The sequence below is a fragment of the Hydrogenobacter hydrogenophilus genome (assembly GCF_900215655.1).
Taxonomy (GTDB): Bacteria; Aquificota; Aquificia; order Aquificales; family Aquificaceae; genus Hydrogenobacter; species Hydrogenobacter hydrogenophilus.
Genome location: NZ_OBEN01000003.1, coordinates 35144 through 49988 on the forward strand (window position 1 = coordinate 35144; position 14845 = coordinate 49988).

The 14845-nt window shown below is 42.5% G+C and carries 14 protein-coding genes and 1 tRNA gene; 4 read left to right on the forward strand and 11 right to left on the reverse strand.

Annotation, left to right across the window (positions count from 1 at the left end):
- Positions 1-2 precede the first annotated feature (2 nt).
- The 11 genes from CP948_RS04000 to CP948_RS04045 all read right to left on the reverse strand — a co-directional run bounded on the left by CP948_RS04000 (position 3) and on the right by CP948_RS04045 (position 12211).
- Positions 3-1505 carry a hypothetical protein gene (locus CP948_RS04000; RefSeq protein ID WP_096601390.1) on the reverse strand — a complete coding sequence of 501 codons (1503 nt, stop codon included), beginning with the start codon at positions 1503-1505 and terminating at the stop codon, positions 3-5.
- Between the two features lie 75 nt (positions 1506-1580).
- Positions 1581-1680: transfer RNA gene (locus CP948_RS08850), tRNA-Sec, on the reverse strand.
- The gene (locus tag CP948_RS04005) at positions 1680-2204 is read right to left on the reverse strand and encodes a biotin/lipoyl attachment domain-containing protein (RefSeq protein WP_096601393.1); all 525 of its coding nucleotides are present in this window, start codon (positions 2202-2204) and stop codon (positions 1680-1682) included. The genes CP948_RS08850 and CP948_RS04005 overlap by 1 nt, the downstream gene beginning before the upstream one ends.
- Entirely contained in the window at positions 2201-2959 is a 759-nt protein-coding gene (locus tag CP948_RS04010) for a formate dehydrogenase accessory protein FdhE (protein WP_245810084.1), read from the reverse strand. The genes CP948_RS04005 and CP948_RS04010 overlap by 4 nt, the downstream gene beginning before the upstream one ends.
- Positions 2959-3474, reverse strand: coding sequence for a superoxide dismutase family protein (locus tag CP948_RS04015; protein WP_096601399.1), 516 nt, complete (start codon positions 3472-3474; stop codon positions 2959-2961). Before CP948_RS04015 ends, CP948_RS04010 begins: the two co-directional genes overlap by 1 nt.
- A 5-nt stretch (positions 3475-3479) precedes the next feature.
- Positions 3480-4112 (reverse strand): formate dehydrogenase subunit gamma, encoded by a 633-nt coding sequence (locus CP948_RS04020; protein ID WP_096601402.1) that lies wholly within the window; start codon positions 4110-4112, stop codon positions 3480-3482.
- 2 nt (positions 4113-4114) lie between these two features.
- Positions 4115-4999, reverse strand: a complete 885-nt coding sequence (gene fdxH, locus CP948_RS04025; protein ID WP_096601405.1) for a formate dehydrogenase subunit beta — start codon at positions 4997-4999, stop codon at positions 4115-4117.
- 12 nt (positions 5000-5011) lie between these two features.
- Entirely contained in the window at positions 5012-8053 is a 3042-nt protein-coding gene (gene fdnG, locus CP948_RS04030; RefSeq protein WP_096601408.1) for a formate dehydrogenase-N subunit alpha, read from the reverse strand.
- A gap of 100 nt (positions 8054-8153) precedes the next feature.
- Positions 8154-10772, reverse strand: a complete 2619-nt coding sequence (locus tag CP948_RS04035; protein ID WP_096601411.1) for a bifunctional diguanylate cyclase/phosphodiesterase — start codon at positions 10770-10772, stop codon at positions 8154-8156.
- Between the two features lie 126 nt (positions 10773-10898).
- A complete protein-coding gene (locus CP948_RS04040) occupies positions 10899-11645 on the reverse strand; it encodes a pseudouridine synthase (protein WP_096601414.1) in 747 nt (248 codons plus the stop codon).
- The gene (locus CP948_RS04045; protein ID WP_096601418.1) at positions 11621-12211 is read right to left on the reverse strand and encodes a sulfite oxidase-like oxidoreductase; all 591 of its coding nucleotides are present in this window, start codon (positions 12209-12211) and stop codon (positions 11621-11623) included. The genes CP948_RS04040 and CP948_RS04045 overlap by 25 nt, the downstream gene beginning before the upstream one ends.
- Before the next feature lie 66 nt (positions 12212-12277).
- On the opposite strand from CP948_RS04045, the gene CP948_RS04050 reads away from it, so the two are divergent.
- From CP948_RS04050 to CP948_RS04065, 4 genes are all read left to right on the forward strand, one after another.
- Complete coding sequence (locus tag CP948_RS04050; RefSeq protein WP_096601421.1) at positions 12278-13579, forward strand: TrpB-like pyridoxal phosphate-dependent enzyme; 1302 nt, start codon at positions 12278-12280, stop codon at positions 13577-13579.
- Positions 13580-13686: 107 nt separating this feature from the next.
- Positions 13687-14091 (forward strand): hypothetical protein, encoded by a 405-nt coding sequence (locus tag CP948_RS04055; RefSeq protein WP_245810079.1) that lies wholly within the window; start codon positions 13687-13689, stop codon positions 14089-14091.
- A gap of 2 nt (positions 14092-14093) precedes the next feature.
- Positions 14094-14345, forward strand: a complete 252-nt coding sequence (locus tag CP948_RS04060) for a metal-sulfur cluster assembly factor (RefSeq protein ID WP_245810080.1) — start codon at positions 14094-14096, stop codon at positions 14343-14345.
- On the forward strand, positions 14342-14815 hold the full coding sequence (locus CP948_RS04065) for a DUF1858 domain-containing protein (protein WP_096601427.1): 474 nt from the start codon (positions 14342-14344) through the stop codon (positions 14813-14815). Before CP948_RS04060 ends, CP948_RS04065 begins: the two co-directional genes overlap by 4 nt.
- Positions 14816-14845: the final 30 nt, after the last annotated feature.

Consider the following 14845-nt stretch of genomic DNA (forward strand, 5'->3'; position numbering starts at 1 on the left):
TCTTACCTCCCCATAAGCTTAGCTATGTGTATAACATAGTTAGATGCGGTGCCTGCATACCCGTAGTGAGGTATTTTGTAAGTAGCCTTTCTTAGCTCTGGCTTTTCTAACTCAAAGTTTCTTATGTCTTCTATACTAAGACCTGTTTTTTCAAGAACCTCTTCAAACTCCTCCCTTGCTCTTTTCTTTGCCTCGGTGAGTATCATCTGACACCTTGAAAGAGCATGAACTTCCGCATCACCTTTTATCTCAATGGGTGCGTAAAGTAGGTCTGGATAGTCCCCTAAAACTTTTGCCATCGCTCCCACTGACATGGTATTGGGTAGGCATCCGTAGGGAGAAAGCTCGCATATCATGTGTGCCTGCCTGTTTTTGTAGGCATAAAGTGCCTTACCTATGAGCATGTGTCCTTCACCACCGGTAAGTCTATAATAAAAGTAAGGTCTGGCAAGGTCCTTTAAAGTTCTCTGATCTGGCAAAGGATTAGGTATGTTGTTCAGAGATTTTCTTAATTTGTCGTATGTATATCTGTAGAGCTTTGCAAAAAACAACACTACTGCCTTTTTGAGATGATAGAACTTTATAAACTCCTTTTTGTCCTCAAGTTTAAAAAGTTCCATATTTATGAGGTAGTCCATCCACACCGCTATAGGTGGTGGTATAACCTCCGCACCTTCCTGTTCAAGCCATCTTTTTATATTGTAGTTGCCTTCACCTTCGTGGGTCTGAAGCCAGAACTCTCCCGTTATCTTCACCTTAGGCTTTATCCTTAGCCTGTCTACCTCTATATGATCCCAAAGTTCTTTAACCTCCTTTAAAGCTTTTACAAAGTAGTCAGTGGTCAAATGCCACACAAAAGAGCCAAATTTTTTGCCCTTTATTGGTCTGTTTTTTAGCCTTTCGTAAAGGAGTTCCACGCTGTCTTTTAGCACTTGGTCTGTCTGTCCCTTTTTCACTTCGTAAGGTCTTGTTGCGTATTCAAGGTCCGTAAGAAGGTCCCCAATAAACATGGCGTATACAAGTCCTAAGGTAAGAGGTGTATTTATTTCAAGTCCTCCACCATCTGCGGACTGCTCCATCTGAAGAAGGTCCAGCAGGAATAACCTGAAATCCCTGAGATTCAAACCTTCTAATACCCTCTCGTAAGATTCGTGATACTGTCCAAACCTACACGGTCCACACGCCCCTATTGTAACAAAGACATACTCATCTTTAACCTTTTGCCTGCCTTCCTTCTTCTCTATTTCCATGAGTGTTCTTGCAAGGTTTCCCGCGGTAAAGGTGGTGGGACAGCAAGCACCCACATCTATAAACTCCTTACCTATATCAAGGTCTATCCTCCTTATTTCTGGAAGAGGCTGGGCTCTGTATCCCATGTTTTCAAGCATTGCTTGTATAAGCCTTTCGTGTTTCCATGTTAGTCCACCAAAAAGCACAGTGGTTTTAGCTCTTTCTTCTTTTGTAAAAGGTTTGGGTTTGTAAGCTCTATAGTCAAGAACCTCCATGGCTTACCCCCTTATACGTTGTTAGAAAAAAAATTAAACTCATAGGCTAAAACTACCCTGTTTTATGTCATCTTTTGGCGGGAGAGTAAGGGAATCGAACCCTCCGGGGACCGCATCCAGCGACCCCCCACGGGATTTGAAGTCCCGGGGCGGCACCAGCCAGCCACACTCTCCCTACCTTTTGGGAAGGCATTCTATATTTTCTCTGATAATTATAGCTTCTACTGTTTTTAGTATATCCTGTGCTTTCTTTAGCTTTTTGAGACTGTCTGTGTCGTTAGAAGCTATCTTTACCATCCATGCCTCGTAGGGAGAGCTAACCAGCGCAGATGGATCCTTCTCTAAGGAGTGATTTACCTCAACTATCTTACCACCTATAGGTGTGGGGAAAGTGGATACCCTTTTTCCAGCTTCCACCACCGCTAAATTATCATCGTATTCAAGCACTGTACCCACAGGCTTTATTTTTACTGAATACAAGGGATAGGCTAAAGCAGACATAATGGGCATAAAGCCTACTGAATAAACTCCCTTCCCTTCATCTTTTACCCATTGAAATATCATCCTTTCCTCGTCCACTCTGTAGAGCCTATCTTTTTTTATAACACAACCTTTTATCACTGTATCTTCCATTTTCTTACCCCACGAAAGAGTAGAAAGGCTTAAAAATACCTTTAGAACATCTCGCCTACTTATCATAAACCTATGATGCTTTTTTCAAATTTTATAAAGCCCTTTTCTTTTGCCCACAGATCAAGATAAAGAGTGGCAATATCATCAAACTGAGGCACAGCAAGTCCGTCAATCCGCATATCAATGATCTTTATGTAAGTGTTGCACTTTTTACAAACTTGCAAAAGAGCATACCTTTCTCTTTCGTCGTAGTAATATTCAAGGGAATCATCTTCATCGTTTCCACACCTTACGCACTTTGTTCTGTTATAGAGCCATTCTGTATTACAGAGAACACAACTTAGGTATCTTCCACCTTCTACCTCTTCTGCGTCAGATATGTAAGAAACGCTCGGCTTAAAACCGCAGACGGGGCAGGTGTTTTTTAACCACTGGTCTTTTTTGATATCCGTACTCTCGGACAGTTTGGAAAAGAAAGGGTTCAAAAAACTGATAAAGATAAATCTTTCTTCATCGCATGCTGTTTTTTCCCTTAAAAATTTTTCCATCTTTTTGATTAAATCCTCCTTGCTGAGTTTTTTTAGCTCCCGCAGTACTTCCTTTATTGATGGACTACCGTGCGCTTCACATACCTCAAAAAGGTGATAGATTTTCTTTATGTGCCTTTTCCAATCGCTATCTTTTATCTGAGTATACAGATCCTTCTTAAAAAGCTCTACTTGGTATAAAAAGTCCAGTATGTGCGCAACTTCTGCGTGTTTATCCTTAAGCATCACTAACCTTTCCAGATAATACTCTCTTTCTCTGAGTTTGAAGAGCATCACTTTATAACTCCGCAGGCTATTCTGGGTCCTGCATCTCCTGCTGGGTCTGTTTTGTAGTCATCACGGTGGTGGTGTATCATGAGAGCGGTGCCACCTTCTTTTAGAAGGCTGTTTTCTTTATTGGGCTTGAGGGTTATAAAGGTGTTTAGTACATCCACCCTGAGGTTTCCGTTGGAATCGGTAAATACATTGGGCATGTCACCTGCATGTGGTCCGTCCGGGTTTAAAAGCCCATGCTTCTTTTTATAGGGATTGAAGTGTCCCTTTGCGGACATAAAGTCTGGTGGGTCACACTTCCCAACTTCGTGTATATGTAAAGCGAGTTCTGTGTTAGGTGGAAGTCCAACCGCACGAAGCTTTATAAGAACGCCACTGTTTGTCTGCAGGAATTCTGCTGTGCCTATCTTCTCACCCTTCTGATTTATCAGGTCTGCGTGTGCCTTTATTTCCTGAGCCATTGAGAAAGAAAAGAGGGTGGCGCAGAGCGCCAGACCCTTGACCACACTCCCCATGACACTCACCTCCTCATCACCTCCCTGAACCACTTAGGATGGTGCCTCATAGCCCAAAGAGCGGAGACCTTGCCAGTTATCATACCCGATAGAGAGCCTGGAACTCCTATGGTTCCCATGTACACATGCACTATAAAGCCCGCACCTACCAGTATAAAAGCAAGATCGTGAAGGAATATGGAAAGCCTGACTAAACTTATAGGAAAGCTTTCTGGAAACCACATAAGTATGCCACTTATTAAAAACACCAAACCACCTACAAACACAAGCCAACCAAAGAGCTTCTGACCTGCGTTGTACTTACCTACTTCTGGTAATTTTTCCTCCTCGCTTTTTATATAATACTTAACATTCTTTAGCCACACCATATCATCGGAAGTAAGGAAAAAGTCCTTTGCCCATCTTAGGAACATAAGAAGCACTCCTACGGAAAATAAAAGTCCTGCCCAAGGGTGAAGCCATCTTGTAAATTCAAGTCCTCCCAGCACGGTAAGTAGCCACGAAAACTTAGGAGAGTAAATACCAAGTCCAGAAAAGAAAAGATAAAGAAAAGTTATAGCTACAAGCCAGTGAACAACCCTATCAAACCTGCTGAATCTTTCTATCTGTACATCTTCCATATGTCTTGTTTCTTCCATGGTTAGCCCTCCTTTTTATTACCTACCTTTATTGGTCCAAAGAGTATGAGCTGTAAGAAAGCTCCCAGCAATGTACCCCAAAGAACTATAGCACCAAAGATCTTCAAAGGACCTTTCCAGAGGCTTATCCAAGGTGATATACTTGCCTCTTTTGGAAGTCCGTACATCTGTGGTTTGTCTCCATGAGGGAGAACATATATGTATCCAGTTCCACCCACACCAGGTGGGTCATAGATGACCGCCTTTTCAAAACCTCTCTTTTTGAGCTGATCCACCATCTTTTTAGCTCTTGACAGCATCTCCTCTTTTGTGCCAAAGTGAAGAGCATTAGTGGGACACGCCTTAACGCACGCAGGCTCAAGTCCTGCAGAAACTCTGTCTACACAGAAGTTGCACTTCCAGGGTTTGTTGTTCGCATCGTACCTTGGAATGTCAAAGGGGCAACCAGAAAGGCAGAACTTACAGCCTATGCACTTAGAGTGGTCAAAGTCCACTATACCGTTTTCGTACTGAATTACAGCTCCGGGGGAAGGACAGGCTTTTAGACAGCCTGGGTCTCCACAGTGCATGCACTGGTACTTGGTGATGAACCAAGTTATACCCTTATCTGTTTCTCCTTCCTTGAACTTCATCATCATAAACAGGCTTGGCATGAGGTCTGGGTATGACTGATAACCTACAAAGTCCTGACCTTCTTTAAAAAGTGGGGGTTTAAGGTCATGCCACTGAGTGCATGCTGCCTCACAACCTTTACAACCTATGCAACTGGATATATCTACAAGTATGGCTAAAGTATCTGTTCTTTTGATGTTTTGGTCAGGAAGCTTAGAAGCAGAAACCCTCTTTAAACCAAGTCCTACGGTTCCTTCTGTGGTAACAGTACTCATGTCTAACCTCCTTTAAGCTTTCACCTTTTCTATCCTGCACAAAAAGCCCTTAAACTCTGGCGTCTGAGAATTGGGGTCCCACACAAAGGGTGTTGTGAGGTTTGCGAGGGAACCCCTAACTATTCCTTCAAAACCCCAGTGAATGGGAATCCCAACTGTATATACCTTCTTACCATTTACGGTTAATGGTTTTATTCTCTTTGTAGGCAGTGCGTAAGCTTCTGCAGAACCTCTGGCTGTTATTATCCTTACCTTTTCGCCTTCTTTTATGTCAAGCTCCTTGGCAAGCTCTTCAGGTATTTCCACAAACATTTTTTGGAACAGCACGGATGTGCCGTAAATATGTTTTGTCCAGTAATGGAAGTGTTCTGTAACCCTGTAGGTGGTCGCTGCGTAGGGGAACTTGTCAGGCTTACCCAAAAGGTCAAGGTCAGACTTATAGACCTTCACCACGGGATTTTTGTCTGTCTTGGGGTGCAAAAGGTTTTCTACAGGAGACTCATAAGGCTCGTAGTGTTCTGGGAAAGGACCATCCACCAAAAACTGGGAGTATAGCCTTCCTCTTCCTTCAGGTAGCATGATGAAAGGTCCATACTCAGGAGGTAAGTCTGGTTTTATGTCAGGCACATCGTAGCCAACCCACTTTTGTTCTTTGGCATTCCACCATACAAGTTTTTTCTTAGGAGACCTGGGATTTCCGTCAGGTCCTGCAGAAGCACGATTATAGAGTATTCTCCTGTTGGCAGGCCATGAGTAGCCGTAGTTGGGGTAGATGCCCAATCCTGAAGGATCCGTTAGGTCTGCTGACTTTGCCCTGTTGCCTGACTGAGGGAACACTCCACAATAGAGCCACATACCGCAGGAGGTAGTGCCATCGTCCTTTAGGTAGATAAAGCTTGGGAGTCTCTCCCCTTTCTTTACCACCACATTGCCCTTATCATCTTTTATATCATCCAAAGCAACACCGTTTATCTCAAGCGCTAACACCTCCTCTGCAGTGGGATGGTACGGGTTTTGGAAGGGCCACCTTGCTTTTAGTATGGGGTCTGGGAAGACACCACCCTCCTTCTGATAAAGTTCCTTGAGTTTCATATAAAGGTTTCCAATAAACCAAAGCTCCTCCTTTGCATCTCCCGGTGGCTCTACCGCCTTATACTGCCACTTTAGAGTCCTGGCACTGTTGGTCTTAGTTCCTTCCTTTTCTGCAAACACTGCGGAAGGAAGCAGGAACACTTCCGTTTTTATGCTCTCTGGATTTTCTGCGTGTTTCCAAAATGCAGCCATTTCAGTTTCAAAGGGATCCATCACCACCATCCACTTGAGGTTAGAAAGAGCAACCGCAGTCTTTTTGGCATTAGGGGTGTTTGCCAGCAGATTAACACCTATTGATACCACACCTTCCATCTTGCCCTTGAACATCCTGTCCACCGCCTCGTCCCAAGAGATGACCTTGTCCTGCTTGGGAAGGTAAGAGTAGCAGAATTCATTTTCTGGCGTTGCGTTGTCTCCAAAGTAAGACTTGAGCAGAGAAACTATGAACTTAGAGTAGTTAGACCAGTAGTTCATAGAGCCTTCATCCCACGGTTTGGGCGTGTTGGCTTCTATATAGTCTTTAAGGGTTTGTTGCTCAGGTGTGGGCGGTTTAAGATAGCCGTGAAGGAATCTACCTTCCCCAGCAAGATCAGTCATTCCCTGTATGTTGGCATGTCCTCTAAGGGCGTTTACACCGCCACCTGGCACACCTATGTTCCCAAGCAGTAGCTGAAGTATGGCCATAGAGCCTATCACTTGAGTACCCCAAGAGTGATGCGTCCAACCAAGAGCATACAGGTGCGTCATAGACTTGTCAGGTACCCCTGTTTCCGCTATAAGTCTTGCAACCTCCAGAAACTTCTCTTTTGGAACGCCCGTTATCTTTTCCACCACCTCTGGTGTGTATCTTGAGTAAAACTGTTTGAGAAGTTGGAAGACACATCTGGGATGTTCCATGGTCATATCCTTCTTAACCATTCCCTTCTCGTCCCTTTCGTAATCCCAAAGTTTTGTATCGTACTTTCTCTTTTCTGGATCATAACCAGAGAAGAGACCTGTTGAAGGGTCAAAGTTGTAAGTATCCTTTACTATGTAAGTAGCGTTGGTGAAGTACTTTATGTATTCCTCATCATACTTTTTGTTCTGTAGCACATAGTTTATTAATCCTCCCATAAAGGCTATGTCCGAACCTGGTCTTATCTGCACAAATATATCAGAAACAGCTGCAGTTCTATGATATCTCACATCCACACTTATTATCTTTGCTCCCTTTTCCTGTCTGGCTTTTATAGCCCATTTGAAACCACATGGATGGTTTTCCGCAGGATTTCCTCCCATAACAAAAACTAAGTCCGCGTTCTTTATGTCGTTCCAAGAGTTGGTCATTGCACCTCTTCCAAATCTTGCGGCCAAACTGGCCACCGTTGGAGCGTGTCACACTCGCGCCTGAGTTTCCAGCGCCACTAAACCCAACAACCTCCCCAGTTTTACTCCAAGATAGCCTGGCTCGTTCTCCATAGTGCATCCCATGAGCCAGAAAATACTCTCACATCTGTTTACTGTCCTTCCCTCCTGATCCTTTTCTATAAAGGTTCTGTCTCTTGTGTCCTTTATAAGTTTAGCTATTCTGTTGAGTGCTTCTTCCCAGCTTATCTCCTTCCATTCTTTGGCTCCGGGGGGTCTGTATAGAGGTTTGGTGATCCTCTGGGGTGAGTTTACAAAATCCCTAAGGGTTGCACCTTTAGGACATAGAGTACCTCTGTTTACGGGATCATCCGGATCACCTTCTATGTGTATAACCCTTGGCTTTACATTCATAGCACCGTCTGTCAAACTGTACACAAGAACTCCGCAGGATACAGAACAATAAGTGCAAACACTTTTAGCAACCTTAGCTTTGGCTATTTTAAGCTCCCTAACGCGCCCGTAGGCTGGTGTGAGGTCAAAACCAAGACCTCCAACGATCCCAACACCTACAGAAGCTCCAGAAAGTTTTAGAAAACTTCGTCTTGTGAGCTCCATGCCATTTACCTCCTGAGCTGATAATTTACAAAATTTCCTTTGGCTTTTGATTTGAAATTTTCAAAAAGAAAAAACCAAACATATCAATATCAGGATATACTTAAGAGCGTAAAAGCTTCAGTAAGTCTCTAATGTCCATAGGTTTGCCAAGATAAAATCCCTGTAGATAATGGCATCCTATTTCCCTAAGTATGTCTAACTGTGATCGCCTTTCTATACCCTCCGCAACAGTTTTTGCACCAAGAACATTAGCTATGGAAACTATAGCTTTTACCACATTCAGAACTCTTTCATCAGTATCCACCTCCTTAGTAAAAGACATGTCTATCTTTATGTAGTCTATGGAAAGCCTGGTAAGGTAAGACAGAGATGAGTACTTTACTCCAAAATCGTCAAGAACGATAGAAAAACCGTGTTCCTTTAATACCTTTAACAGCGTTTGTGCTTTCTGAAGATCCTCTATAAGCGTGCCTTCTGTGATTTCTAAAAGAATAAGCTCAGCAGGTACTCTGTACTTATTAAGAAGCTCAGATAACCTATCCGGAAGGTCTTCCCTCTTTATCTGCACGGGCGACAGGTTTATGGATATAGGAATTTCTAAGTTATACCGCTTTATCATACTTAAGCACTGTTCAAATACATAATAACCAACATCCACTATAAGCTCTGTCTCTTCAAGTATATCTATAAAACTGCCTGCTTGTAAAAAGCCAAATCTCTCTGAGTTCCATCTTAGAAGCACTTCTGCCATAGCAGGCTTTAGGTCTAAGGAACTGTAAATAGGTTGGAAGTGCAAAAGAAACTCACCTTTCTCTAAAGCAGTTTTTAACTCTTCTACAAGCTTTAGTCTTTCCAAAAGTTTTTCTTTTTCTTCTTCATTATAGAGCTCAAAGCTTCCAGGTGCTTTCTCTTCTGCCTTTCTAAGAGCTATCTCTACAGCATGCAAAAGATCCAAAGTGTTGTTTGCATCATCAGGATAAATGGATATACCCACATGAAAACCAAGCCTATAGTTAAAGTTTTCTAACTTTAACTCACCCATCTTAAAGATGTCTTTAAGCAAGTTGTATATCTCTTCTTTGCTGTCTAATTCTTTAAACCCTATAAAAGCATCATCTCCATACCGTGCCCAAAAACCCGGCAGTGTCATAAGTCTTTCTGCAAAGGATTTGAGAAGTCTATCTCCAAACTCATAACCGTAAAGAGCGTTAACGGCGGAAAAGTTGTGAATATCTATTAGAAAAACACCTATAGTGCTATCACTTTTTTCCTTTATGTTTCTTTCCAGTTCTCTGAGGAAATGATCTCTTTTAGGTAAGTTTGTAAGTGGGTCATAGTTGATTATTTTGTGCATTTTTTCCTCAATTTCCCTCATTAAGGTTATGTCCCTTGCGGTAGAAACAAAGTTGGTTATCCTGCCCGCATCATCCTTAATGGGGGTTATTATTTGGTCTAAGTAGAACAGGCTCCCATCCTTGCGCCTATTTATAAAAATCTCGTGAAATTCCTCCCCTGAAAGTATAGTATCCCAAAGTTTTTTATAAAACTCTCTACCATGAAACCCTGATTTAAAAACCCTCGGAGTTTTTCCTATAAGCTCTTCTCTACTATACCCACTTATGCGTTCCACTGCTGGATTTGCGTAAAGGATCTTACCTTCAATATCTGTTATTAATGTCCACTCATCAGACTGCTCAATGGCTCTATACAGGATCTGTATATTTTTTAGAGTATCTAAGTGTTCTAAGGCAAAGGACACATCCCGTCCTACTTCTTCCACTAACCCAACGATCTCTTCGGTGAAGAAACCCTTTTTGTCCGAATAAAGATTTATAGTTCCTATGACTTTACCCTTTAGCGTTATGGGGCAGGCACAGCTTGAAAGGTACTTTCTTTTTAGCATTTGCACACGCCACGGGAGCACATCCGGATTAGTTTCCGTATCGTTGTTTACTTGAACCTTTTGCTCTAAAATAGCTCTTGCGGAAGGTCCTTTGTTAAGCTTTTCATCGTATATATTGATGGTTATCTCATCCAGATAACCCTCTACCGATCCGCAAGTGTAATGAGGTTTTAGGTTCCCCTCACTGTCAAGAAATCCTATCCATACCATCCTAAATCCTGCAACTTGAATCATTATCTGACAGAGCTGTTGTAAAACTTCTTCCTTACTATTTGCCTTTAGCACGATATTATTTACCGCAGACAGTACCTTATACATATTTGCAATGAATAACGCTCTTTGTCTTTCGTAGTGCTTCTTTAAGTAAACTGATGACAAAAGAAGTACACAGATGTCTTCTTCACTGTAGGCTTTTTTAACATCATGTTCGCACATAATAAAGTCAGTAAGCTCTCCCTTTTCTGTTGTTAGGGACGCTATCAGAAGTGATTGTGTGTTTCTGAAGCCCAAATACTCTCCCATGCAAGCACTTATCTTTAGATTAAAAGGCTTTTCTGCACTTATTACCCTTTCTTTTTGTAAGTAATCAATAAATTCTAAACAATTCTCTTTCTTTACCTGAAGTCCACCAATAAAATCATCCTCGCTTTTTGTATACATATACTCGCAAAAGAGTATGTCCCCTTTTACATTCCAAAGGCTTGTTCTTTGAGCGGATAAAAACTGAGCGCACAGTTTGAGAAGCCCCTTTACAAACTCTTCCCTTTCCAAAGAATACAGTTCAGAGGATTTTCTAAAAAAGTCAAGAAGTTTCATAGACCATACTCCTCCCTATCAAGAAAATACTTGTCTGCCAAGCCCTCTACGGTTGGGGGGGGGGGGGGTAAACACTTTTTTTATTTTAATCTTCCGCCCCATTATGGTTATAGAATTTAACAACTTTTAACATGTTATCAAGTTTAGAGCTTTTTTTAAAGCTTTTAATTCTTGCTGGGTCATGTCCCTCCACTTTCCGGGTGGAAGTTTACCAAGCTGTATGGGTCCTATGGCAGTCCTTTTTAGTCTTTTTACCTTGTGTCCAAAGTGTGCCATGAACCTTTTTACTATGTGCTTCCTACCTTCGTGAAAGACCACTTCTAAGGTTGTTTGATTCTTTTCCATTTTTATAAGCTTTATACTGTCAGGCTTTGCAAAGCCATCCTCAAGCTCAGCACCCTTTTTCATGTTTTTGAGTGTTTCAGTGTCCACCCTACCTTCCACTAAAACGAGGTACTTTTTGGGAAGTTTATACTTGGGATGCATTATCCTGTTAGCTAACTCTCCGTCGTTGGTAAGTATCAAAAGCCCCTCTGCGTTGTAGTCAAGCCTACCTGCAGGGTATAGCCTTTCGGGAATATCCTTTATGAGTTCCTTTATGCTTTTCTTCCCATCCTTACCCTCTGCCAGAGATGTTAAATAACAGCAAGGTTTGTTAAGAATCACATACCTGTATTTGGGTGATTTGAGAAGCTTTCCATCAACCTCCACCACATCTTTTGATGGGTCTATCCTGTAGCCCATTTCCTTCACGATAAGCCCGTTTACTTTTACCCTACCCGCTTTGATAAGTTCATCTGCCTTTCTCCTTGAAGTAATACCGCACATGGATATAAATCTGTTGAGTCTTACCAATAGCGTTCCTCTCTCCATGGGTCTCCACGCATGTTATAGCCTCTCTGTTCCCAAAAGCCGGGCATATCCCTTTCTATAAGCTCTATACCCCAAACATACTTAGCGCTTTTCCACGCATAAAGCTTTGGTACTACCAGCCTCAAAGGATATCCGTGCCTTTTGGGTATAATCTGTCCATTCATCTTGTAAGCTAATATACTGTCCTCTTCAAACAAATACTCAATAGGCATGTTAGTAGTGTATCCCTCAAGACAGTGAACCATCACAAAACGCGCTTCTTCCTTTGGTTTTACTAAGTTGAGAATATATGCAGTGGGTACACCTTCCCACAGTATGTCTTTAACGCTCCAGCGTGTCACGCAGTGAAAGTCCGCAATTAGCTCCACAGATGGTAAGCTTAAAAGGTCCTCATAAGTCATTTCTATAGGATTTTCTACCAGTCCCCAAACCTTAAATCTGTAGGAGTTCATATCCCAATCAGGAATTTGCTCTACTATATCGTAAACCACCGGAGTGCTTATCCATCTTTGTCCCGGTGGAAGCCTATCCTGACGCAAATTTATAGAACTTATTATCCTTTTCATAGTCCTAAAACTATAGGCTCTTAGAGGATAGTGTCAAGAGTATAATCTTGAAAAGGAGGCGCCAAGATGAGAAAGTACTTGCTCCCTGAGGGAGAGATACCTAAGAAATGGCTAAACATAGCACCCCTATTACCAGAACCCCTTGAGCCACCCCTTGATCCAGAGACAATGAAGCCCGTATCTCCAGAAAAACTATTGGTGATCTTCCCTGAGCCATTAGTTATGCAGGAAGTCTCCGACCAAGAGTGGATAGATATTCCTGAGGAGGTACTGAATATACTCTCCCTTTGGAGACCTACACCCCTGCACAGAGCAAAGAATCTTGAAGAGTACCTTGGAACGCCTGCCAAGATTTTTTATAAAAATGAAAGCGTTTCACCTCCTGGCTCCCATAAACCCAATACCGCTGTTGCACAAGCTTACTATAACAAGGTCTCTGGAGTTAAGAGGCTTACTACGGAGACAGGCGCAGGCCAGTGGGGAAGCGCTCTATCCTTTGCAACTCAGTTCTTCGGTATAGAGTGCAGAGTTTACATGGTTAGGGTAAGTTATAACCAGAAACCTTACAGAAGGATTCTTATGGAGACTTGGAAGGGAGAAGTTATACCTTCACCAAGCCCTTACACTAACGCAGGCAGGCAGTTTTACGAAAAAGACCCTGAGCATCCGGGAAGTCTGGGAATTGCTATAAGTGAAGCAATAGAGGAGGCTGCAACCAGAGAGGATACCAAGTATTCTCTTGGAAGTGTTCTTAATCATGTTCTACTTCACCAAACAGTTATTGGTTTAGAGGCAAAAAGGCAGATGGAGGAAGCAGGCTTTTATCCAGACATAGTCATAGGTGCGGTTGGAGGAGGTTCAAACTTCGCTGGTTTATCCTTTCCATTCTTGGCGGATAAGTTGAAAGGTGATAAACCCCATCTAAGGGTTATAGCTGTTGAGCCCTCTGCCTGTCCTACCCTTACCAAGGGAGAGTATAGATACGACTTTGGTGACACAGTAGGCTTAACGCCTCTTATAAAAATGTACACGCTTGGACACGGGTTTGTCCCACCACCCATACATGCTGGTGGGCTTAGATACCACGGAGATGCTCCACTCGTGTGTAAGCTCTACCATCTTGGACACATAGAGGCAGTAGCTTACAAGCAGACAGAGGTTTTCAAAGCAGCGATTACCTTTGCAAGAACAGAAGGGATAGTTCCAGCTCCTGAGTCTTCCCACGCAATAAAGGCAGCCATAGATGAAGCTCTAAAATGCAAAGAGACTGGAGAAGAGAAGGTTATACTCTTTAACCTCTCGGGACACGGATATTTTGATTTATCAGCTTACGACAAGTATCTAAGGGGTGAGCTGGAAGACAGTTGATCTTTACAGGGCGTTAAAGCTTCCAAGGTTTTATAAATATGTAAATGATTACTATCATAATTTAGGCCAGTGATAGGAATTACCTTTTATAGGTGGAGGTGGAAAGGATGAGAAGTTTTACTGCCATGCTCGTACTTTTTGCTTTCTTCACAATAGCATCAGCGCAAGAAGAAATTACCTTCAGACAGGTGATGCAGATAGTAAACAACGCAACGCTTCGCATACTTGAAGGATTTTTGATGAACAACGACGAGCTTGTAATTCGTGGTGCTAAGGAGATAGCCAACCACCCTATGCCCAAAGGAGGTCCCCTTGCTTACATAGAACCTTCCAAAAGGGAAGAATTTGCAAAAGCTATGCCTACCTTTGAGAGAGAGGTACACGGCTCGGCGGAGGAGATAGTGCGACTGATAAAGGAGAAAAAGAAGGAAGAAGCCTACGAAAAGTTTAATCATATGGTGAGAGGATGTATGGCATGCCATAGCCTTTTCAGGGATTTTGGCAGGAAATAATCATGGAAAGGGATCTTCTGGAAAAGCTAAAAACCGTTATAGATCCGCACACTGGCATGGACATAGTTTCAATGGGATTAGTAAAGGAGCTTGAGATAAAAGGGAATGAAGTTAAAGTGGTCATAAAGCCAACCAGCCCCTTCTGCCCTGTGGGGAACTATCTACTAAAAGCGGTTGAAGAGGTTATAAATTCCATGGGATTTTCGGCAGATGTAAAACTTCAAGATTACGCTTTTGGGGAGGACCCTCCATGAGGATAGATGTTAGAAACCTTGAACCACCTCAACCGATGATAAGAATAGCTCAAGCTCTTGAAAAACTTTCAAAAGATGATGTACTTGAAGTGCTTGGTTCAAGACCCTTTACTCACCTTTTACCCAAACTATCCGAGATGGGATACCAGTACGAACTTAAAGAAACGGAAGAAGGATACCTCTTGAGGATATGGTACGGCGGTGAGGTCAAAGAAGTAAAGGAACAGGAGTATGATAAAGAGCTGGAGTTTAATATAGACGAAAACACGAATGTAGGTGAACTCCTCAAAAGAGTTCCAGAGGCTCTTGGTGTGCTCATAAAGTATGGCTTTACACCTTTGAAAAACCCCCTTTTGAGGAAAATACTGCCTTATACAGTAACTCTCGGGCAAGCCAAGAAGATAAGGAGGCTTTCAGACGAAAAGTTCCAAGAGATGCTAAAAGAGCTCAGGGAGCTTATCAAAAAATGATAAGGCCTGCTTCTTTTCTGAGGTCTACTT